The 20,583-nt window shown below is 39.7% G+C and carries 27 protein-coding genes; 9 read left to right on the forward strand and 18 right to left on the reverse strand.

Going from position 1 to position 20,583, the window contains the following annotated elements; genetic code table 11:
* The first annotated feature begins 367 nt into the window (after positions 1-367).
* Positions 368-1,762, forward strand: coding sequence for a thioredoxin domain-containing protein (locus DYY65_RS02450; RefSeq protein WP_201449274.1), 1,395 nt, complete (start codon positions 368-370; stop codon positions 1,760-1,762).
* A 17-nt stretch (positions 1,763-1,779) separates the two neighbouring features.
* Positions 1,780-2,472 carry a thioredoxin domain-containing protein gene (locus DYY65_RS12130; RefSeq protein WP_201449275.1) on the forward strand — a complete coding sequence of 231 codons (693 nt, stop codon included), beginning with the start codon at positions 1,780-1,782 and terminating at the stop codon, positions 2,470-2,472.
* Positions 2,473-2,499: 27 nt separating this feature from the next.
* Here the strand turns inward: DYY65_RS12130 and DYY65_RS02455 are convergent, their stop codons facing one another.
* From DYY65_RS02455 to DYY65_RS02465, 3 genes are all read right to left on the reverse strand, one after another.
* Positions 2,500-2,823, reverse strand: a complete 324-nt coding sequence (locus tag DYY65_RS02455) for a hypothetical protein (RefSeq protein ID WP_162476405.1) — start codon at positions 2,821-2,823, stop codon at positions 2,500-2,502.
* Positions 2,824-2,958: 135 nt separating this feature from the next.
* On the reverse strand, positions 2,959-3,930 hold the full coding sequence (locus DYY65_RS02460; RefSeq protein ID WP_162476406.1) for a rhomboid family intramembrane serine protease: 972 nt from the start codon (positions 3,928-3,930) through the stop codon (positions 2,959-2,961).
* Positions 3,931-4,257: 327 nt separating this feature from the next.
* The gene (locus DYY65_RS02465; RefSeq protein WP_162476407.1) at positions 4,258-4,488 is read right to left on the reverse strand and encodes an Lrp/AsnC family transcriptional regulator; all 231 of its coding nucleotides are present in this window, start codon (positions 4,486-4,488) and stop codon (positions 4,258-4,260) included.
* Between the two features lie 303 nt (positions 4,489-4,791).
* Here DYY65_RS02465 and DYY65_RS02470 point away from each other — a divergent pair, with 303 nt between their 5' ends.
* Positions 4,792-5,490: a sulfurtransferase TusA family protein gene (locus DYY65_RS02470; RefSeq protein ID WP_162476408.1), complete on the forward strand. Its 699-nt coding sequence runs from the start codon at positions 4,792-4,794 to the stop codon at positions 5,488-5,490.
* A gap of 77 nt (positions 5,491-5,567) precedes the next feature.
* On the forward strand, positions 5,568-6,497 hold the full coding sequence (locus tag DYY65_RS02475; RefSeq protein WP_162476409.1) for a uroporphyrinogen-III synthase: 930 nt from the start codon (positions 5,568-5,570) through the stop codon (positions 6,495-6,497).
* Positions 6,498-6,683: 186 nt separating this feature from the next.
* Here DYY65_RS02475 and DYY65_RS02480 read toward each other — a convergent pair whose 3' ends face one another.
* A complete protein-coding gene (locus DYY65_RS02480) occupies positions 6,684-7,169 on the reverse strand; it encodes a hypothetical protein (protein ID WP_201449276.1) in 486 nt (161 codons plus the stop codon).
* Between the two features lie 219 nt (positions 7,170-7,388).
* Here DYY65_RS02480 and DYY65_RS02485 point away from each other — a divergent pair, with 219 nt between their 5' ends.
* Positions 7,389-7,781 carry a hypothetical protein gene (locus DYY65_RS02485; RefSeq protein ID WP_162476410.1) on the forward strand — a complete coding sequence of 131 codons (393 nt, stop codon included), beginning with the start codon at positions 7,389-7,391 and terminating at the stop codon, positions 7,779-7,781.
* Positions 7,782-7,845: 64 nt separating this feature from the next.
* On the forward strand, positions 7,846-7,983 hold the full coding sequence (locus DYY65_RS02490; RefSeq protein WP_162476411.1) for a hypothetical protein: 138 nt from the start codon (positions 7,846-7,848) through the stop codon (positions 7,981-7,983).
* A gap of 424 nt (positions 7,984-8,407) precedes the next feature.
* Here the strand turns inward: DYY65_RS02490 and DYY65_RS02495 are convergent, their stop codons facing one another.
* Entirely contained in the window at positions 8,408-8,698 is a 291-nt protein-coding gene (locus DYY65_RS02495) for a hypothetical protein (RefSeq protein ID WP_162476412.1), read from the reverse strand.
* A 485-nt stretch (positions 8,699-9,183) separates the two neighbouring features.
* Between DYY65_RS02495 and DYY65_RS02500 the strand changes: the two genes are divergently transcribed.
* Positions 9,184-9,639: a CBS domain-containing protein gene (locus DYY65_RS02500; RefSeq protein WP_162476413.1), complete on the forward strand. Its 456-nt coding sequence runs from the start codon at positions 9,184-9,186 to the stop codon at positions 9,637-9,639.
* A gap of 270 nt (positions 9,640-9,909) precedes the next feature.
* Here DYY65_RS02500 and DYY65_RS02505 read toward each other — a convergent pair whose 3' ends face one another.
* The 7 genes from DYY65_RS02505 to DYY65_RS02535 form a co-directional block, all read right to left on the reverse strand.
* Positions 9,910-10,341 carry a bis(5'-nucleosyl)-tetraphosphatase gene (locus tag DYY65_RS02505; RefSeq protein ID WP_162476414.1) on the reverse strand — a complete coding sequence of 144 codons (432 nt, stop codon included), beginning with the start codon at positions 10,339-10,341 and terminating at the stop codon, positions 9,910-9,912.
* Between the two features lie 66 nt (positions 10,342-10,407).
* Positions 10,408-10,593, reverse strand: a complete 186-nt coding sequence (locus DYY65_RS02510) for a hypothetical protein (protein WP_162476415.1) — start codon at positions 10,591-10,593, stop codon at positions 10,408-10,410.
* 7 nt (positions 10,594-10,600) lie between these two features.
* Complete coding sequence (uppS, locus tag DYY65_RS02515; protein ID WP_370519273.1) at positions 10,601-11,410, reverse strand: polyprenyl diphosphate synthase; 810 nt, start codon at positions 11,408-11,410, stop codon at positions 10,601-10,603.
* A 63-nt stretch (positions 11,411-11,473) separates the two neighbouring features.
* Positions 11,474-12,649, reverse strand: coding sequence for a DUF373 family protein (locus DYY65_RS02520; protein WP_370519274.1), 1,176 nt, complete (start codon positions 12,647-12,649; stop codon positions 11,474-11,476).
* A gap of 227 nt (positions 12,650-12,876) precedes the next feature.
* The gene (locus tag DYY65_RS02525) at positions 12,877-13,554 is read right to left on the reverse strand and encodes an orotidine 5'-phosphate decarboxylase (protein ID WP_162476416.1); all 678 of its coding nucleotides are present in this window, start codon (positions 13,552-13,554) and stop codon (positions 12,877-12,879) included.
* A 61-nt stretch (positions 13,555-13,615) separates the two neighbouring features.
* Positions 13,616-14,212, reverse strand: a complete 597-nt coding sequence (locus DYY65_RS02530; RefSeq protein WP_162476417.1) for a hypothetical protein — start codon at positions 14,210-14,212, stop codon at positions 13,616-13,618.
* Between the two features lie 311 nt (positions 14,213-14,523).
* Positions 14,524-15,528: an adenylosuccinate synthetase gene (locus DYY65_RS02535; protein WP_162476418.1), complete on the reverse strand. Its 1,005-nt coding sequence runs from the start codon at positions 15,526-15,528 to the stop codon at positions 14,524-14,526.
* A gap of 121 nt (positions 15,529-15,649) precedes the next feature.
* On the opposite strand from DYY65_RS02535, the gene DYY65_RS02540 reads away from it, so the two are divergent.
* Positions 15,650-16,111, forward strand: a complete 462-nt coding sequence (locus DYY65_RS02540; RefSeq protein WP_162476419.1) for a hypothetical protein — start codon at positions 15,650-15,652, stop codon at positions 16,109-16,111.
* Between the two features lie 26 nt (positions 16,112-16,137).
* On the opposite strand, the gene DYY65_RS02545 is transcribed toward DYY65_RS02540, so the two are convergent.
* From DYY65_RS02545 to DYY65_RS02555, 3 genes are all read right to left on the reverse strand, one after another.
* Positions 16,138-16,395, reverse strand: coding sequence for a Fe(2+)-trafficking protein (locus DYY65_RS02545; RefSeq protein WP_162476420.1), 258 nt, complete (start codon positions 16,393-16,395; stop codon positions 16,138-16,140).
* A 161-nt stretch (positions 16,396-16,556) separates the two neighbouring features.
* Positions 16,557-16,760, reverse strand: coding sequence for a C2H2-type zinc finger protein (locus tag DYY65_RS02550; RefSeq protein ID WP_162476421.1), 204 nt, complete (start codon positions 16,758-16,760; stop codon positions 16,557-16,559).
* 63 nt (positions 16,761-16,823) lie between these two features.
* Complete coding sequence (locus DYY65_RS02555; RefSeq protein WP_162476422.1) at positions 16,824-17,003, reverse strand: hypothetical protein; 180 nt, start codon at positions 17,001-17,003, stop codon at positions 16,824-16,826.
* Between the two features lie 722 nt (positions 17,004-17,725).
* On the opposite strand from DYY65_RS02555, the gene DYY65_RS02560 reads away from it, so the two are divergent.
* Entirely contained in the window at positions 17,726-18,070 is a 345-nt protein-coding gene (locus tag DYY65_RS02560; protein WP_162476423.1) for a P-II family nitrogen regulator, read from the forward strand.
* A 94-nt stretch (positions 18,071-18,164) separates the two neighbouring features.
* Here the strand turns inward: DYY65_RS02560 and DYY65_RS02565 are convergent, their stop codons facing one another.
* The 3 genes from DYY65_RS02565 to DYY65_RS02575 form a co-directional block, all read right to left on the reverse strand.
* The gene (locus tag DYY65_RS02565) at positions 18,165-18,725 is read right to left on the reverse strand and encodes a hypothetical protein (RefSeq protein ID WP_162476424.1); all 561 of its coding nucleotides are present in this window, start codon (positions 18,723-18,725) and stop codon (positions 18,165-18,167) included.
* A 687-nt stretch (positions 18,726-19,412) separates the two neighbouring features.
* Complete coding sequence (locus DYY65_RS02570; RefSeq protein WP_162476425.1) at positions 19,413-19,694, reverse strand: hypothetical protein; 282 nt, start codon at positions 19,692-19,694, stop codon at positions 19,413-19,415.
* Positions 19,695-20,052: 358 nt separating this feature from the next.
* Positions 20,053-20,583, reverse strand: a 531-nt coding sequence (locus DYY65_RS02575; protein WP_162476426.1) for a coenzyme F420-0:L-glutamate ligase, incomplete at its 5' end; no start/stop codon positions are given.

A 20,583-nucleotide genomic window follows, 5' to 3' on the forward strand; every position in this document is an offset into this window, starting at 1 on the left:
ATGAAGGCTCTATTGAATTGAGCGTGATACATTGTGACCAAGTAATTACCAGAGTAGTAATTTTCGGATAAGTACGTGATAGTGGACGGTAAGTATTACCGTTATTACGTGGTGGAAAATGTTTAGAGAAAATTTTCGATTGTTTGTTTCTTTGGCAAGTTAGTTTTTTGATTTTTTTATTCACATGACTATTATCATTTTATCCAGAAAATGACCAAACGACCAGAATTTGTGAAACTTCACATTCAGATTATATAGATCTGGAAGTTTCTGTTCTTTATAGTAAGTATGGGGCTTGGAATTTCGAACAACTCTATAATTTAATCATAATATCAATAAATAGCATGAATCATCATCTGGTACTAAAATGGAGTCACGCAGTACTGACAATCACAATCCTAGTAAAGCGGAGCCAAATAAACTAATTGAAGAGACCAGCCCATATCTGCTTCAACATGCATATAATCCGGTCAAATGGTATCCATGGAGCAAAGAATCAATTCTGAAAGCACAAACTGAGGATAAGCCTATCTTCCTTAGTATAGGCTATAGTGCATGCCACTGGTGTCATGTGATGGCTCATGAGTCATTTGAGGATCCGGCAATTGCAAAAATAATGAACGAGAATTTCGTGAATATAAAAGTTGACAGAGAAGAAAGGCCTGATGTAGACGACATATATCAAAGGGTTTGTCAGCTCGTGACTGGGACTGGAGGCTGGCCACTCTCTGTGTTTTTGACTCCTGACCAGAAGCCATTCTACGTGGGCACATATTTCCCCAAAAATGCTAGATACGGTACCCCGGGTTTCGGTACAATCCTTAGTCAGCTGGCAAATGCGTATAAGGACAAGAGAAAAGAAATTGACACTGCTACAGTGGAGTTCTTGCAGGCATTGGAAAGCTCGAGCAGAGACGCGATACAATCAAGTGGTGTCACAATTGATCAATCAACTTTGGATGAAGCTGCAATTGGGTTGTTACAAATTGGTGACCCTGTTTATGGTGGATTTGGACATGCGCCAAAATTTCCAAATCCGTCGAATTTACTATTCTTACTGCGTTGCTACGATATATCTGGGATCAATAAATACAAGGATTTTGTCATCCTCACGGCAGATAGAATGGCAGCAGGCGGAATTTACGATCATATCGGTGGTGGATTCGCACGATATTCCACAGACCAAAAATGGCTTGTTCCACATTTTGAAAAGATGCTTTACGATAACGCACTGCTCGCGCAAGTATATTCAGAGATATATCAGGTCACCAGGGATGACAAATATTTGGATGTCCTGACGAAGACCTTGGATTACGTGTTGCGTGAGATGATGTCTCCTGATTATGGATTTTATTCTGCACAAGACGCAGACTCGGAAGGAGAAGAGGGAAAATACTACGTTTGGTCAAAACAAGAGATCGTCGATTCTCTTTCTAATGAAATGATTTCTAATATTTTTTGTGATTATTATGGTGTTTCGCAATTTGGCAATTTTGAGGGCGAGAACATTCTCAATGTGAGAACCAGTGTTTATGAGCTGTCGCGAAAGTACGGTCAACAGCCGGAAACTGTAAAGCGAATGATTAGTGAAGCAGCTTCGAAACTATTCAAGATAAGGGAGCAACGAGTCAAACCGGGCCTAGATGATAAAATTCTGACAGCCTGGAATGGCCTAATGATCTCTGGATTTGCAAAAGGATACAGAGTAACGAATAACAGACGATATCTTGAAATGCGGTTGAATTTATACAAACTAGACTAAGTAATTCTGAAAGTAGATTGTTTAGGACATTTAAGAATGGCGAATCTAAACTCAACGGATATCTTGATGACTATGCATTCTATGTAAATGCGTTATTGGATGTATTTGAGCTCAATCCAAACCATCTATATCTTGAACAAGCTATAAAACATACTGATTTCATGCTTGAACATTTCTGGGACGCAGTCGATCGCAATCTTTTTTTCACCACTGACGACCACGAGAAACTTATTGTTAGGACCAAGAGCTTGTATGACCTTGCACTCCCAAGCGGCAATTCAGTTGCTGCCTCAAACCTGCTGAGATTACACGTATTGACCCAAAATTCTAACTACCTTGAAAAAGCCGAGCAGATTATGGAAAGCGGATCCAAAGCATCAATTCAAAATCCCTTTGGATTTGGACAATTATTGATAGCCATATATATGTACTTGAAAAAGCCTATTGAAATAACGATCAGAGCAGAAAATAAGACCGGCGAAGGCGAAAACATGGCGGAGTGGCTGAATAAGCAGTTTATCCCAAACGCAGTAACTATATTCGTAGGCAATAATTCACAATTAAGTAGTCTACAAAAATACTCTTTTTTTAGGGAAACCAGTTTAACCGGTAAAAAACAAGACTTTGCTGTGATTTGCAAAAACTCCGCATGTTCATTGCCTCTTTATTCGTTAGCTTCAATGCAACAGAAGCTGAAGTCATTGCTATGAAAGATGACGTTATTAGGTGCTATGCGGCTATGTCTTTCGAATGTCTATTGAGATTTTGTCGCCGACCCTAGGGCTTCCAATATTCTCATAGCGTCTTCTAGGCATAGTAATTTGAACTATGGTTTCCGCGTAGGTTTTTACTACAGTCTGTGGTTGCGAATTCAATATCGCCTCTAAGATTGGTCGTACTTGGTTCTTCACCTCATTGTCTGTAATCACTCGATCAATAGATTCTAGCATCAATTGTTGTTGCGAGACTGCTTCAAGCTCTACGTCCTCGCTTAGAGTGAGCGCCACATTAACACCGGTATCAACTATTTGATTGATTCTATAGCGTGCAGAATCTTCCAATTCAAATTACTACAATTAAATAAGCTTAATAATACTTATCGATGATTTGTGACTGTTCGATCAAGAATCGCCGCTCAATAACAGAATTTGCTAACCGCAGGGATATAGAAAGTAACTGTTGGACATGGCATTTAATTATTTTCTAAGATGAATTTTAGCGATTCCGTTAAGATAGTTGATATGTTCCACTGTAGGATTATTTGCAGAGTCTGGTAACTTGGCAAATAATTCATATCTTCTAGAGCCCGTGGTAGAAATGCGGACTCTCTTGCCCTCGGTTTCATACGCTGCATGAATCTCTTCAGGAGATGAAATACCGTGTATGTGTGCTATGATTTCAAAAAAATCATCTCCTTCAATCACCTCGGGCTCAAGAGAGTATCCAGGATCCTCTATCTTTGGTCTTATCTTTTGCATCTTTCTGACGGGCTGAGCCAATGACGGTTCTCGGTGGCTCATCAAGTACTTCCAAGCATACCCTGTTCCAACTCCTGCAATAAATCCTCCAATGTGCGCCAGATAGGCTACTCCACCCGATTGACCAATTAAACTAAATATTATTTGTAAAATAAACCAAAAAGGAAGAAACGCCAATGCAGGTATGCGTACGGTAGTTATAATAAATGCGACTACTACAGTGTAAATTCTGGCCCGAGGGAATAAAATTAGGTACGTTCCAAGTACTCCTGAGATTGCGCCGGAAGCACCTATAGCTGGAATATCTGCCATTCCAGTTGCCAATGCATAAGTGCTATGAATAAGAGCGGCGAAGATCCCCCACATGATATAAAGAGCCAAGTATTTAATATGACCAAATCTATCTTCTACGTTATCTCCAAAGACATATAGGAAAATCATGTTTCCTGCGATGTGCAATATTCCTCCATGGATGAACATTGATGTGACGATACGTGGAATGTCTCCTTGAAGAACTAATCTTGGTATTGCTCCATATTCTAGGTAAATTTCGGCTGTGGATCGTCCACTAATAAAATTGTTGGTCACCAATACCTCCCATGTAAATACGGCAGCGTTGAGTACTATGAGACTATAGTTGACATATGGCCTGCCTTGAGTGCGCCCAGCATCATCATGGATAGGGAACATAATTCGAATCCTTTAAAGCGGCTATTTGTAAGATTTCTATAAAATTAGCTTCAGAATCCAAATGGGTTCCTGTTCGGCATTTCACCATCGCCTTTCTCGCTATGTGCTTTTCTTGAGTGCCTATTCAAGCGTTCCTTGTCTTCAAATTGTAAATTACAGTACTTACACTTGAAGACTTTACTATTAGTTTCTTTCTTTTTGAATAAGTCTATCTTAAACATTACTTAATAATTCTAATAATTCATTATAAATTAATCTTACGATAATACAAAAACGCCTCTAAGTTGCGAAATGATCAAGTAGGCAAAATCACTTCGATCTGATGATTTAATCCATAACGATCATAGTTAGAGTAGATTTTACCCCGTTAAGTTTGCGAAGTTTCCACGTTATCGTTTCCTTGACTCTTTCCATCGTGTTCGCTTCAACTTGGGCAACTATATCATAAACCCCATAAACTTGATAAACCTCCTTCACTCCATCAAGCTTTTTTAGCTCGTTCACAATCGAGTCCTCGCTTCCTAGCTCAGCATTCATCAGTACAAAGGCCTTAGGCATATGAGCCTATTCTATTGTGAAATATAAAAATGTGATGTGATTACTCGGTCTAATCTAATCAGTAGCAACTAGTGGCAACTGCTACTGAGTAGAAATATTATATGCCTGACTTAGGCAAAAATCGGTTGTAAAAATTTTCAATCCCACATCAAATTGTATGGCGGCTTAATCAAGGTACTTAAGCGGTTGACCTGCCTAGATTACTGGAAGTAAGAGTAGTTTTCAATGTGATCACGGAGCTAATCAAGTTTAGTTTCATTTCTAAAAGACTAAAGGTGTGTAATCTAACATATTTTACTTAGAATGAAAATCAGCCATTGTGACTTTCCTGAGGATCTCCTTTACGATGCAGAAAACTTTGTTTGGTGTAAGACAAACACTGAGAGTGGAATGATGACTATTGGCATCATAAATTGCCTTGGCTATATCAGTGGTAAATTGTCCAATATTAATTTGAAACCTATTGGTATTACTGTGGAACGCGGAAAAAGTATAGGCACCATCGAGAGCTCGCGATATTTTGGTGTGGTAAGATCTCCTGTAAGTGGTAAGATTATCGAAATTAACTCATCTCTTTCGCAGTTGCCAGAGCTCGCAAATAAGTATCCGTATACACAAGGTTGGTTTGCGAGATTAAAAGTCACCAAGATTGATGAGGGAATAAAGAGCCTGAAGAACATAAAGAGCTGTAGCGATGAAATTGCGGCACTAATTCAAAGGCACCACATCATTTGCTTTGATGCTTTTCCAGACTTTGAGTTGTTCGAAATAGGAGTGGAATGTGCTGCTACACTAGCGAAGCTTGACGAATTATTAGAAAAAATCGCAGTTGGTAGTGTAGTTCATTTGGTCTCAGATGATCCAACTGCAGATTTGGAGATGATTAGATGGTCTGAACAAACTGGACAATCATTATTGGATTCAAGAAGGGAAGGAAACTTGTTCCATTTCACGGTCAAGAAAACGCAAGGCGAGATAGCTGAATATGATTTGAATCGGTGACCTTTATATTTCAAACAAAAGCTATTAAGTATAGGTTGGCAATTTCTTTCATTCATAATTGTTGAAAAGCCTTATGTTTGACTTGTGGGATCATTTTACCGTCAATCAAAGAATTGTCACTATCTGGATTAGTTATCGCAGTAACAGCTAGCCGAAGGGCAGAGGAGCTTGCGAGAATCATTAGATCTTTTGGGGGCGTCCCCTATCTCGTTCCAACCGTCGGAATTGAGGTGAATCCGCGTCTAAATAAAGAGACTGTTCTTACTACCATTAAGAGATTTAAAGAAAAAGTAGATTATGCGGTTTTCATGACAGGACCAGGGGTTTATTCTTTAATGTCCTCCGCTAGGGATCTTAAATTAGAGGGAGATCTGCTCCGAATGCTACAGGAGGTACAGGTTATAGCTAGGAGTGCTAAGCCCAAGGAAGCCTTAGCCACTTGCGGGCTAAAGGCCAAGATCACTATACCAAACGACAATACTTTTGAAGGAATTGGCAAGTTATTGGTCTCTATGGGAGTGAGTGGAAAGAAGGTCTATATCTTCTGGCATGGCTCACACTCATCTTATTTGAGACAAACACTCGAGGATCAAGGGGCATTAGTCTTTGAAACTCATACATATACGTATTCGACTGACGTTAACGAAGGTGGGGCAGAAATTCTCAAAATGATGGGATATGAATATGTGAATCCAAATGAAGCCAGAGTGATAAAGTTTATCGAAGACATTTTTGCTTCTAAGGTGGACGTAATAACTTTTACAAGTCCGCCTGCCGTAAGCCAACTTTTTACGATAGCCTCAAAACATGGACTAGTCGATTCTCTGGTAAAAGCGCTCAATAAGAGCGTGATTGTGGTTGCAATTGGTCCTGCGACGCTGAAAGTTTTGAAGGAAAATGATGTGTATGTCGACGTTTTACCAGAATATTATAAGATGGGATTTATGATTAAGGCTCTGGCTAACTTTGTAGGGACTAGTGACGGCATGACGAAGGCAAAAAAATAAAATTATCATACATGAACTCGGATGATTCTCTGGCTGGCTGTTAGATATTCAGAAATAGGTCCTTGAATTTTTGGGCATCTTCCCATGAGCCATACTTTAGCAATTCATTGAGGTGAGAATTCTAGAGAAAAGATGTGCTCCGTTGCGGTTTAAGATAAATTTGACTATTTGGGCTGCTTCTTGAAATTAGTTCATGTCAGTTGGGGAGACTTCATTAGATAGTTGACTAGGACGAGAATACGCTGGACTTGGATGCATCCCATCTACTACCGAGGGCTTTCTATTTATCTTATAGATCCATTCCCTGCCTCTCTTATTTCTGGACAATTTATTCTTCTCAGAATACCTAGAAAGGTAAGTCGAAACCACGCTCAAAACTATTGGTTCTTGGTATTCATCTTCATAGAGCTCTAAAATATCTGAAGTGGTGAATGTGCTATGCGGGAACTTCTGTTCTATTAAATTCCATATTTTGGAGCCTACGGAGGTAAGGTTTTGCCTCTCATTTAATTTCTTAGTTTCATCTAGAGTACCACTGCCTTTAACCTCCAGGAGATCTAGAACCTCAATAAATTTGATGATTTTATTCTTGGAAATATTGCCTTCTAGCGCAAGATCATATTTCCCTCCATCCTCATCCTCAAGCGAAATCTTGATTTTTTTTCTATTCATTATTAATCTAAAGGGTTACAGTCATTTGTGCAACAACTCCCCGCTTTTTAATGGGACTTGTTATAATATTCGCAACAAACAGCTAAGCTTTTTTTAGCTTCTGTGTCGCTCTTCTATCATAAGGTATTGATAAGCGTCGGTGAAATAAACCATTCCCCAACGTCTAATAAATTAATTACATGACCTTAAATGCGGTTTGATTAGATCTGCATCATGAATGTGAGTAAAAAGGAAGCTTTAGGATTTTCAATTTTGGTAGTGTTGGTGTCAACGTATTGGCTAGCCCATGTGTCCAGCCAATCTGCATTTGCGTCGGAATCTCGTGTCAGTAAACCACAATTTAGTATCACTTTGATAAGGAGCCCCGATCATATCGGGCCTGTGAATATATCTGTTAATAATACTGTTGTGGCTACAGATATTGATACAAATCAAAAAAGTAAATTGGTTGTGCCGATAACGATTCCTGGCACTCTCCTGAATGGTGTTATAAGGGTTTGCGCTACTGGAGTCACGCCACCGGCGCCGCAGATTTGTACCAATATTCAGAATTTGAAGCAAGGGGATAAAAGTGTAGCAACGCTTGACATGTCAAAAGCTATATCTGGGTAGTGCAATCATCGTGAGATTAACGCTGGGGTACCGTTTATATGTAATCTACGAGGACGTAAACTAGTTGGAAATAGATCGAACTGACAGAAATGATCCCAGTTTTAGGAAACAAAGGAAAACTACTAAGAAGGGTATTATCTTAACAGTAGCGATCGTTGCTGGGATCGTATTGGCAAGCTTTGTGGTTTACTTTATACCATAAGTGTAAATTTGGAATACCGCTAGTGGTTTTATCTGTAATCCAATGAATGCGTGCCGATTGAGTTTGAAAATAAGTTGATCTGAGTCCCACTTGGGATAACTTTGCCGTTGCGCGGTTGTGATAATTGCTTTAGATGTTTTGAGAATATATTCAAGATTCACTCATTCTCTCTTCAAGCAATAATATATGATGACCGATTTAGCCTATAATCAGTCAGAATTTCCAAAAACTCACCGCCACTTTTTCCCTCCCGACTGGCCAGTCCTCAGGCTCACTATAACTCTAGAAAAACGAGTGAAGAAGGTGGGATGATGATTCAAACAACATAACCTTCAAGTGTTCATGTCTGAGTTTACTATCAAAGATATTTTACTATAAGTTGAGACTTTTGCGTTACTATGAATTCGTACTAGATTCAAGGTGCTTACACATGTTCTAAATTCCAGTGAGTTACAAATCTCTGCTGGTTATCCTTCAACTTGGAGTTCAAGTGAAGACTGAAATAAAGCATGAATCTCCAACCTATTTCGTCACATTCGCCGCAATTATGAATATAAGATGAGGAATAGTTATATGCTTCTCCTACAATGCATTTTGATGCACGTTTAAGCTCGAAATACCAACGAATCCACGTAAGCGACATTGGTTTAGGTAGCTTCCCCGCGCATTCTTCGAACCTCTTTGCCCACGTTGGAGAAATATCGCTAAAAGACAAAGCCACTTCCTTCGGCTTAATTTGTTGAAAAGTGACTACATCTTGAATCATTGATATTAAATGCCGTTTATAGTATTTGAAAATTGTCGTTCCGATAAATCAAGATCGTCTATTTGTGTCTGGATTCGAACCTATTAGTATATTTATTGTTATGGTATTTCTTGATGCAGGGCTATCAGGTAAATCTTGATCTCTATCTTTGTCGCCGGTGTCTCTTTTCAATCTTTTCAAGAATTCTATATAATAAATAGACCTGTCTACTAGTTACTACCTGAGTATCCGAGATATGTTTTACTTTGCTTTTTGTAAGGCCATCTGCGTACTGCATATAATGGTACAGAAATTTGTTTCCCTTTACCCAGGGCAGAATTGCAATCCTTTTACATTATTAGGCTAGCAGAACTATACTCACACACTTACCAACGTGCGCTAGATCTATCCAAGAAACATTATTTAAAAGCTCAAACAAAGAAGTTTGGGTTCTCATGATCCAGACAGTTAAAGACATTTCGAAAAGGATAGTCGAGAAAACAGAGGAAACGACTTCGGTCAAGGAAATCGCAAATCGAATGAAGGACAAAAATGTAAGTTCATTGGTCGTTGTCGATGAACTGGGGAAACCTGTGGGCTTGGTTACTGAACGCGATCTAGTCAGAAAGGTGTGTACCCTAGACGTACTTTCCAAGTCAGTGAGAATTGGAGAAATAATGTCGTCTCCTGTAATTACGATTGCTTCAGATAAGTCACCGTCAGATGCGGCCGATGTTATGTTGCAAAAAGACGTAAGGCATTTACTGATTCTAGATAAAGATAAATCAAATGAATTTGTAGGCTTGATTACACCACTTGATTTTCTCAGGCCTCAACAATCTATAGTAAGCGAAGACAAAGAAGCTATAGAGAAGGTTTTGGATACCTACGAGGCAATATCCTATTATTAGTACATATCGAGTTTAAGGGTGGTAACACCAATGGGGTAAGCCCACATAGGTCAGGCTGTCGCTTCATCATAATTCCACGAAGTCTACCTCAATATCCATGTGACTAGTATTACTGTGACTTTGGTTTAATGTGGGAAAGTCAAAAATAGAACTATATACAGAGTAAATTAGGAATAAAGATGATGGATTGAATAATATAGCTTGTCCATTGCAATGGCTATTCAGTATATTAAAGCAGCCCACCAAGCAATCAATGTCTATTCAATCTAATTAAATCCATTTAATTGACTCTGTGTAAGGCTTGGCTTCTCTTAATATCTTTTTGGCACTTTTATACGTCAATTGATTGATAGCCAAGTCATATTCTTTCCACGAAAAGTCGCGATGCTCGAAGGAGAGCCGAACATCCCTTATGCAAGTCTTAGCAAGGTAGAAAGTAACAAATTTGTGAATAAGCTTACTTGATCGCTTGTAATAATATTCTATAGTGGATACGAACCCATCCACAAAAATAATCTCATTGATCCCTGTTTCTTCGAGTATTTCGCGGGTAGCTGTTTGTAATCCGTTTTCGCCAGTTTCAACGTTTCCCTTAGGAAAGTCCCAATGCCCTGAACTATAATTCAGTAGCAAATATTCTACTCTTCTAAGATCACTGTTAAATGAGCACAGTACCGCTCCTGCAGAAATTTCGTCAGCCATGTAATTCTATTTTCAAAACGCGCTCTTCAACTTTCCCTTAGGCTGTCTGGCTAGACATGTGCTTAATTAATTCTTTTTGACAGTATCAGATGAATCGTCCGAGTCTTCTGCTATAAGGTAATTATGGATATCTTCCCACTCTTGTTGGGATAGCCATCTGCTACAATACCACTTCCGTAATATCGGATCATAATCTCCATGTTCTGGCACTAGGTGTTGATTAGCATTTCTGCTAAATATACTTAAACTCAATGAAGTCTCATTTGCCATATCTTCGCTTTCTTCTTTGGTATGTTCTAATTGCCCTCATCAAGTCTATTTTACGAAATTCCGGCCAGAATACGTCCATAAATACTAATTCGCTATAGGCGCTTTGCCAAATTAGAAACCCACTCAAACGTTTTTCCCCAGATGTTCTCAATATCAAATCAGGCTCAGGTTGTGGCAAGTGGGAAGTATATAAGCACGATTCGATTATCTTTTCATCAATATCTTCCACACAAAGTTCGCCCATTTTTGCCATTGATGCTACTTTCTTAACAGCATCAACGAGCTCTTCCTGTCCGCCATAAGCTAAGGCAATGTTTAAAAACATAGAGTCGTAATCAGCCGTATTAGCTTCCAATTTCCTCAATACCTCTTGGAGATCAGGCGGTAAAAGTTTGACGTTGCCTATTGCTTTGATTTTCATCCGACGCCGATGGATTCGAATATCGTTTAGAAGCCTTTCTAATTTGATTTGTAGCAGATGGTAGATGTTATCTACTTCGTCATCTTTTCTATCTAGATTTTCAGTAGATAATACATAAAGAGTCGTAATTCTAATACCTAAATCGTGTATCCAATTTAGTAATTCTTCAGCTTTGTCTGCACCCTTGAAATGACCTTTTCTTATTCCCATGAAGTTATATTTTGCCCATCTTCTGTTTCCATCAAGTATGATCGCAATGTGATTTGGTAGAGAGTTTTTGACAATTTGAGATTCTAGTCGCCTTTCATATAGGTTATACAGGCCACTATGCTTAAAGAAAGTCTCTGCGAGCGCTCTGCTGCCAATATCCTGTATCACGATCTATGTAATGCTACGTAGCCGATGATTTTACTGTTTTGTAGTTATTGAGACATTTGTAGATCAATGCTTAAGAACCTCCCCACCCTTCCTATTCTTGAAATATTGGAATAAGAAAGTAGCTGCGACTAGAGTGACCGCCAAGCCTATCAACAATGAGGAAATAAGATTAAAAGGATTTGTTCTTTCTATAAGAACTGAAGTAAATTGTAGTATAGGAATATACAATAACGCCAGTACCACGAGTCTCAAAATATCAGACATTGTTAAGATGCTTCCTTTAAACCAGTTACTCAAAAGCGATCCTGCCAGTATTGTAGCGATACCTATCCACAATAACGTGATTGTCCCATGAACGAAGCTGCCTACTATAATCCTATTCGTTATTATGTGCAATGCTCCCATGTTCGGCACGATTGCTTCGTTAGGAATACTTGACAGGCCGTTTGCGATGGAAACGACGATGATTAGAATTCCGGCGAAGGTTGAAAAGATCCGAATAAAGCCTGTTGGAGTAGGTCTGCCAAGAGAACTTAGGGCTTTATCTATATCAAAAGCTCTAATGATGAAAGCTAAACCTAGGATACTGAACACTAGCGCTAAGGCTTCTTTTGTAAGTCCAAAAAAACTCGCTAGGCTAGTTGCTACCAAAAGAGCGCCTGGAACCCCCAAGAAGAATTTCGAATATCGGGGGTCATAGGCGAGCATTTTTAGATATCTTCCAAACACAGCATAAGAGTATTCGACGCTTCTGCTGTGTTTGATAATTATACGTTGAATGGAGATAACTGGAACTATGGTTTGGATAACTGGTACAACTGTCTCATCATCCTCGCCGTCGGATATAAGTACGGCACCGTCAGCACGATACATACTCAGAACGTTTTGTATTTCTATGCCTATCTTCTCATCTGCCTCGATCCCGCGGTTAAATTTTCCTGCCACAAGAGCCACTTGTGAACTGTATCCTTTCGCGATGAGTTCTTCGTATGTTTTGATTGCTGCAAAGATCGCATTTGCGTCAGGATCTTCTGGATCCTCTATGGCTAACCTAACCCCTGCATTGATGCAAGGATCTCTCCCAACTACTGGGGTTTCGATGCCGCCTTTGGAGCCTATATCGTCGTCCCGATCTATGCATAAAACCAGGATTTTACTATGCGTTGAAGACGGTGCAGTAGGTGACATTCTGGATAACCCTGCTCCATTTATTTTCGCCGGGGTATTGATATTAGCCACTATTGACACCAGTTATTGTACAATCATGAAATGACCCTACCAGTTAATTAATTTTAGTCAGACTGAATAAATATTGGACTGGAAAGTTCGGTTGTGATGAAAAATAACAAAGTAGTTGAGTTGGGCTTATAGGTTTGCCACTTGATATACTAGTTGATATAGGGATTGCTGCGATGTAAAAATAGCTGTCGAATCTCCTCCCCAAGGTGCCAGTACCACGTACGTATTCAATGGTTAAGGGTTTCTCGTAACTGAGTTAGGGCCCTGACGGGTTCTTTTGACTGAATGATTGCCCGTCCAACGATAAAGTAATCGGTCCCACTAATTGATGCTTGTTTCGCATCGCCGCCTTGTACCCCTAGCCCTGGCGAATAAATTGGAATCTTGTCAGCTCTGCAGGAGACTTCTTTTAGGATATGAGTCTGATTTGCACCTATAACCATTCCATCTACTTGACTTTTGATGGCATATTCGAGAAACCTTCTATAAATCGGAGTAACCTGATTATTGCCTTCAAATAAATTGGCACCAAAACCGAAATGTGCTCCTACATGGCTCATATAAATTAAAGCAAGTATGCCGCACTCCAATCCATGAGCTTGTAGTACTGTAGCTTCTAAGCCATCTGGTCCAATAAACGGGTTTACGGTAAATGCATCAAATCCCATTTTTGCCAAATGAGCTATAGCAACCTCATTTGTGCTCGGGATATCATTTAATTTGATGTCTGCGATGGATTGAAGGCCGTAGGAATGCGCTAGTCCATTTATTTGCAACAACTCTGAGCGTGATAATGGTAATATCAAATGAAAATTGAGCTTCACAGCACAAATATGCTCTTCTAGAGAAGATATTGTCCTTATTGCAGCTTGTAAATCAGGGCCATCTGTTAAGTCAACTGCCAAAATTATGCGGCTCCTTTTGAGCCTACATGCTTGACCCATCCTATTGATAAACACGAGTGAATCAGTCACTTATATCGACCAAAGGATGTTTTGAGGCGAGTCTTATCAGCTTCAAATAAATGTAACCATGTTCACCTATCCTATTACAAAAAGACGGTTGCTCTACTCTTTGACTAGAATATCGCAAAAATGAATCAGTTGGTTCCTCTTCTAGAACCAGATAATAAAAATAGGAGATACTATCGGCCTCTATAAAACTGATTGCGGAGCCAACCACAAACTTGTCCTTGTCCTTAAATGATAATAGAGGGAGAGGTGGCTCGTCGTACATCGTCTTGTATGCTGCAACCTTGGCTAAACTTGAAAGATCCCTCAATTTTATAGCTATGTAGCCTGATTTTTTATCCAGTCTTGCCTTTCTTGTTAGTGAAGAGGGAAATTTGTCTACATTTATTATAGGTGTATAAATAAAACTCGGGTTACCTACCGAGTCAACTATAGCTACTTCCTCCGTTGTACCAGTAAGTCGGTACGCCATATACTGACCGTAATTCTTTTCATCATTTTCTGCGAAATATATTACTGGCCTGCCATCTATGAAGTCGGTCTGAACTGCGTAAACAAAACGTTCATTCAAAACTAGTGAGAATGCAGGCATTGGCGTGCGTTCTAATGCACAGACTAACCTACCAAAACTGTGCAAATCAAGCAATTTCACATAGCATGGAGACTTTAGTCGCAATTTTTACTACAGATACTATTTGTGCTATTAAAAGTCATTCGCAATCTCAAACATTACTATCTAATTGGCTGGCTGGCTATATTCAAAGGCTGAAAGATGTAGAAAGATAGGCCATATATTGTGCAATCAGTTATACCAAAACCTTAGATATTCTCTCTTTGCCGTGAGCCTGCAGATGCATTATTACATTTCCAAAGATAGAGACCAGTTGCCATGAACAAGATTACCTACGCCCTTCTATCGATTATCTGATCTAGTTCAGTCCCTGTTCCAAGAAGTACGACCTTAAGCCCGCTCTCTCTCTCCACATCTTCAACAAAATTTTTAGCATTTTGTGGTAACTTTGAGAAATCCGTTATACCTGCAGTCTCAGGAAACAGAATGTCTAACTTGGTAATTGCTATTTGGGTTGCTCCATTTAGTTTAATTGCTCTTCTAGCCAGTCCAGTATCAAACGGTGAGGCTCTTCTTTGCCTGCCAGTTACACTGCCGTATTCTAACCAACCTCTAGCTTTAGCGTCATCACTAGAAATCTCACCCTCCAACGGCCCTTTTCCTACTCGAGTAACGTAAGCCTTGAATACAATGAGGACGTCGTCAACCCTTTTGGGCCCAATTCCTATATCTGAACATATTCCAGAAGCAGTAACGTCTTTGGAGGTCACGTAAGGGTAGCCACCGTGATATAGAGAAAGAAAAGTCCCTTGAGTGCCCTCTACCAACACCTTTTCTCCATTATCGATAGCTTCATTAACAGCGCCGCTGACGTCTCCGATGTATGGGATCAATTCTGGTACATCTTTAGCAATTTTGAGCGATCGCAGAGCCCTGTCAGAGTTAGCAGGACCAGTGCCAGTTCCTGTTGTACCTATATTGTTCTTTAAGTGCTCTGCTTCGATGTCTCTTTCGATATGGATTTTCTCAATAACTCCTGATTGTGAATCAATCAAAGTTCTATTTGAGGCACTGAATTCGCTAATCTCATTTGACAGAATTTTAGGGTCGATCAAAACTCCTGCACCTATCATCAATCTGGTCGATGGATTAAGAGCCGCACTTGGTAACATCCTAACTTTGTGAGTCTTGCCTTCGTACGAAAAAGTGTGGCCTGCATTCGGGCCAACTCCACCTCTCACTGCAATTAATGGACATTCTTTTTTGGCAAGGTAAGCAACAATCTTTCCCTTCCCCTCATCACCATAGAAGCCTCCAACTATCACAAGACAGGCCATATGAGACTCTTCTAGGAGCTGACTATTTAAGCCTAGTTTATGGGAATTGGACCGGGGGCGCGCTGAATGTTCGAATTTGGTTCATAGAATTAAATATTAGAACATCGACGTAAAGCCAGCGGTGAATTCGGTTTCTAATGAAGCTGTGAGTATCATTCAGATATTGGCCAATTTGCATGAATTTGTACGAGAACCTACTCTTCGTAAAAAGTTAACAGAGTTTTACGAATTTAATGACTCTGAGATGCGTCAAACCATTTTTTTGGCATTAAATGCAGTATCTTCTATTGAGCCTGAGAAATTAACTGCGGTGGTAACTACATGGATGAAGGTTTTATCTGAATTTGATACTCCAAAAATTGTCTTAATGTTAAGGCTGTATTGCGAAGAGATTTACCGCGACCCACAAATAATAAACAAGCTAAATATAGGCAGTTTAATCGGAGCATTTCTTGCCCTGAACGATTCCAAGCGAGAAAAGTTCATTATTTGCCTTAAGGAGGCAATACTAACATTGCCCAATGCAAATAAGTTCATACAGAGAATACCGGGCGTTGCTTTGAATGTTCTGAAGATTAGCTGATGGGGTAATATCCAGCCAATAATTGGCTATTCTGGACGCTTGTCAGGATTCTTTTGGAGCTCACCTTGAGACTTTTCTAAACCAAAGAATGCCTTTTCGTACTTTCGAAGTGCCTTTCTATGCTCAGGAACTGACATATCAAGCCTCATTTCATTCATTACCATGACTGCGTAATTGGTCCATTCTTTCCAGCAGTCAGGGCACGAAGGATATATTGTTGAGCTAGGATCGTCGACATGCTTCTCGTCAAATTCTTTTCCGCATTTAAGGCAGACTTTCATCATTTTGCAAATGGATTGGGCACACTATTTTATTCTTTATGTCCCTCTAAATCTACATTCGACATAACTTAGGAGAAGTTGGCTTACACTACACTGATGTAATACCGCACAATCGAACAAACCAATGTCAGCGCATTTATGCGAATCGGTATAGTTAATTTAATTTACTTATCGTTGTCTTTATTATAAGAATGAAACCGCTTCACATGATTACGCATTGCTTCCATACCTTCGACTTTGGTATTGCATTGTTTGCACTCATACGAGGTTCCAGTTCCGTGCATAATCTGAACGTGCTGCATAAGGAATTCAACTCTCCTAAACTTGGCGCCACATTCTTCACAAACGTGTTTCTTTAAAATTCCCATCTTGGTTTAATTAGCGCTTTATCCGCTTTTGATCGTCCCAGCATGTTCTACATAACTGACCTTCTAAGTTCCACTTGGGTTTTGGATTATACCGTACAAATCCCAGGTGGCTATTACAGATACTACAATAATTAAGCCTTTTTTCATACTGTGAGGATTTCGTCTCAAAGCAGGCCTTGCAGAGTATGCTCCCACTTTCCATATTCCATTGCCATCGTGCCTTATTCTTATCTGCTTCCTCAAGGATTTCTTTTCTGCAAAGACTGCAGTATTCAGGCTCCTGTTCTAGTCTAGTCTTCTCTTCTTGCTGTTTCAGAATAAATTCTTTAGTCATTTCCGTATGGCAACTACTACAGAAGGTTCCTTGGACATTCCATTCTCGGCGAGGTTTGTATCTATGATTTGGCAATTTACCACATCTGCTACACTGGGTTACATGCTTCTTCCTGAACAGATGCAAATTTGTCTACCCATTGTAGACTGGTAATCATAGGCACTAAATACTTGACGGAATGTTGGAACAACACAAACTTAGAAAATAGGTAATTAGCTAGAAAATAGCAATTTTGCGCCCATCTGTCATTTAGGAGTCCTTCCATACACATATGCCCCGATCTGTTCTTTGTAGGGAGCAACTATTTTTCAAATGGGTAGCTTCTCGCATCAAATCCCCCAAAACTCTTTTAGGTCTCAATAAGTACTTGCCGGACTTACGGTCAGTTAATAGAAAAGGCCTCGTTACTCCAGCGAACCACTTTATTTATCGATTAAAGTATTCATCTGGAGATGATGAATTAATCATTTTCACCTAAATTAGGGAGCGGCTCGGCTCGAGGGAAACAACATTTAGACGCAAACCATATGATACGTATCGATTAAGCATGTACTATCAAATCCGAACTATGAGAATTCCTATTCATAATATTTTAATAAAACTGTGCTGATTCGAATTCTGATATATAATAATGAAAAAAATTGAAGCAGTCTTTCCACCAGCAAGATTGGTTAGAGCATTTGATGCGTTGGAAAAGGAAGAAATTGGCGGACTGACATATTTTGAATCTAAAGGCAGAGGACAGCTACCAAGGCCGATGCTTGCTTCGTCAAGAGGGACTTCTACCTTTACTCCAGAATTTAATGCGAATTCGACTATGTTAGTTGTGGTAAGGGACTCGCTTGTTGACAAGGTAGTGAATACTATACTCGAGGCAACGAGCACAGGCTTGGCAGGTGAAGGAAAAATCTTTATCTCAGATGTAGATGATGCGATAGATATTGGATCCAAAGCCCGTGGGGAATCAGCGATATAAAAATGGCGGTATAGAAAATTACTATATTTATTCTGATTATTTCAAATCGCCATTAAAGGTTCACTAAGTTATATCAATTTCTAAAAATAGCGTCTTACACTGAAATACCTGCAAGCTTTAAAGCGTTTAAAACAGCTATTGTTATAGCAACGCAAAGCATAGGTCTCCATGGCATTGCTGGCATTTTTGGTGCAGATAGCTTAATCTGATGATTGTCGACAATGTTCGCAATATAATCTCTTACCTTGGCATTCCAGATTCTGTATTCTATCCTATGTTTTCTCAGGATGGATTCTATTTCATAGATAACCGGTGCCCTGACTGAACGAATATGCTGTATGTACTTTCTGGAAATTTCAACTTCTGCCTGAATTGCTATTATCCCTTGTTGATGGACTTCCAATAATCTAACATGTAGCTCCCATGGCTTGCTTAATTTCTTCGCGAACCCGCTTCCTATCTGAAAGGGCTTTTTGTTTTCGAATTTCACACGTCGGAAGCCCTCAGAAGTGAGAGTGTTTATAATTTCGTCCTTCTTTATCTTGACCATCAAGCTCAGGTGGTCAAATTGAATTTCCTCGTGATGTATGAAATCGTGCATACGACCTTTTACTACGCTTATCCGCCTTGGATATCTTGTCAGAAATTCCGACATGAGTTAGCAATCCCACATCTTCAGTATCTGGAGGTATTAAAATGGCAAGAGATCATATAAATTGATCAGCAGAGAAAAATAGGTCGACCCAAAATTACTATATCGAGGATTTAATTGCTGAATACTCGTAGCTTAAGTAGTGGCCTCCATTTCCCAACATATAAAGAGGCACCCAGCACCTATTTTTTCTCTTGCCTATTACATCGATAAGACGTTGAGGAGCTGCCGATACATCTTTCCCATTCATAGGCATTTCTCAACCCTGATTCTTGCTTGACTTCCGGGGTTAGTCTGCTTCGTCAGCTTCGTCACGCTCGGATCACCATACTCATGCTTCGGCACAAGTCATCGCCAGAATAAAAATAAATTCGATTTGATTAACTGGCCGTGGAGAAAAGCCGGGTGTGTTGTTTGCTTGGTACACGCTTTTAAGCGAGATAGTTTTGTTCTAGAACCTTTTTACATGTTTCTTGAACTCAGACGACCACAACCAAGAACAATCAGTTCAAGCGGTTGTTTATTGAGGCGATACCACCTGATTCAAATTCAAAACTAGCAAGGTAGACAGGCAACAAACAGTTTGTCAATTGCATGTTATTTCATACGAAAATTCAATATTCCAATCCGTCTGTGCAGCCATGAATCGGTAGTAATATAGGGATATTTACTCTACTGTATTATTTCACATCATACTAGCAATTCTGCAAATAGGTTAACCGGAACACCGTTCGCCCTGAGTCCAACTCTGATCTTTCCTGGTTCATATTCAATATCTCCAATACTATCTCTAAATCCTCTTGACGCTAAATGGATTCGATTGCATTTTAAATTGATTGTACAAGTTCCATTCTCCTCGTTAAAAATCCCAGAAACAAACTGGATGTGTCCTGCACTAGCTAAATCATACAACTCCCTACAGACTGGTTTAATAACCGCCCAAGCTTCACTTTCGTTTAACTGTTTACTCAAGCAGCCCGATAGTCACGTTATCCATAGATTAAGATATCCGTCTGCTTGAATCGTCAGGACTATCAGGTTCAATCACAGCTACGAATCCAAACACGAATGCCATCTATTTCTTGCAATTAAGCAGAGTTGACGATTCCTCCTTGGAATGAAACGATTGAGCACTCGGGGAGGTAGATGTTCGGACCACTATTTATCGCTGATGTAGTTGATAGGTGTTTCATGCTTAATGTTAACTTAATGATAACGTCAAGAAAGTTGTACGTAACAAAATTTGGTGGCAGAGATATGTTTATTCGAGCATTAACCTTTCATTGACTTGATACCAAACATTCAAACACGAATAAAGTGGCTATTATTCTCAATTACGTAATCCTCTCAAGTATAGATCTATCTCTGGGTCAATAGCCATATCCCTCCATGAGAGCTTTCTGTCAGTAGGCACTACAACTACCCCCCTCAATACAATAGCCGGGGTGGATTCGTTACTCTCACCCATCGCTGATACAGCCACTGTTGCCAAGCTATCCGCTACTGCCTTAAGGCTGACTCTGAGGGCCTTCCCAAATAGATCTCTAGACCCCCTAAGATCCTCTACAGGTTCGAATCCTGAACAAGCAATAGCGATTCCAACAGTGCCGATTCTCCCTGGCATTAATCGACTGTCTGCAACGAGTATTCTTATGTTAACACCCTTGTGAATTAGGAACTGTCTTCTTAGTTTGTGTGCTGTTTCGAATGGTCTATCTGGATATAAAACTACGTTGCCAAGAGGCACATTGGATTTATCTATGCCTGCATTAGGCGCCAGAATGCCATCCTTGACTGAAAGCAAAAAGCCGGGTACACCTTTGAAAACGTAATCAGCCTCTCTTAAGACAATCTCAACTAT

Source organism: Nitrososphaera sp. AFS (assembly GCF_009898475.1).
Taxonomy (GTDB): domain Archaea; phylum Thermoproteota; class Nitrososphaeria; order Nitrososphaerales; family Nitrososphaeraceae; genus Nitrosopolaris.

Coding starts and splice junctions, on each gene's coding strand:
- DYY65_RS02450 (WP_201449274.1), top strand. CDS start 368: ATGGAGTCACGCAGTACTGACAATCACAATCCTAGTAAAGCGGAGCCA.
- DYY65_RS02460 (WP_162476406.1), bottom strand. CDS start 3,930: ATGTTCCCTATCCATGATGATGCTGGGCGCACTCAAGGCAGGCCATAT.
- DYY65_RS02465 (WP_162476407.1), bottom strand. CDS start 4,488: ATGCCTAAGGCCTTTGTACTGATGAATGCTGAGCTAGGAAGCGAGGAC.
- DYY65_RS02470 (WP_162476408.1), top strand. CDS start 4,792: ATGAAAATCAGCCATTGTGACTTTCCTGAGGATCTCCTTTACGATGCA.
- DYY65_RS02480 (WP_201449276.1), bottom strand. CDS start 7,169: ATGAATAGAAAAAAAATCAAGATTTCGCTTGAGGATGAGGATGGAGGG.
- DYY65_RS02500 (WP_162476413.1), top strand. CDS start 9,184: ATGATCCAGACAGTTAAAGACATTTCGAAAAGGATAGTCGAGAAAACA.
- DYY65_RS02505 (WP_162476414.1), bottom strand. CDS start 10,341: ATGGCTGACGAAATTTCTGCAGGAGCGGTACTGTGCTCATTTAACAGT.
- DYY65_RS02530 (WP_162476417.1), bottom strand. CDS start 14,212: ATGCCTGCATTCTCACTAGTTTTGAATGAACGTTTTGTTTACGCAGTT.
- DYY65_RS02535 (WP_162476418.1), bottom strand. CDS start 15,528: ATGGCCTGTCTTGTGATAGTTGGAGGCTTCTATGGTGATGAGGGGAAG.
- DYY65_RS02545 (WP_162476420.1), bottom strand. CDS start 16,395: ATGATGAAAGTCTGCCTTAAATGCGGAAAAGAATTTGACGAGAAGCAT.
- DYY65_RS02550 (WP_162476421.1), bottom strand. CDS start 16,760: ATGGGAATTTTAAAGAAACACGTTTGTGAAGAATGTGGCGCCAAGTTT.
- DYY65_RS02560 (WP_162476423.1), top strand. CDS start 17,726: ATGAAAAAAATTGAAGCAGTCTTTCCACCAGCAAGATTGGTTAGAGCA.
- DYY65_RS02565 (WP_162476424.1), bottom strand. CDS start 18,725: ATGTCGGAATTTCTGACAAGATATCCAAGGCGGATAAGCGTAGTAAAA.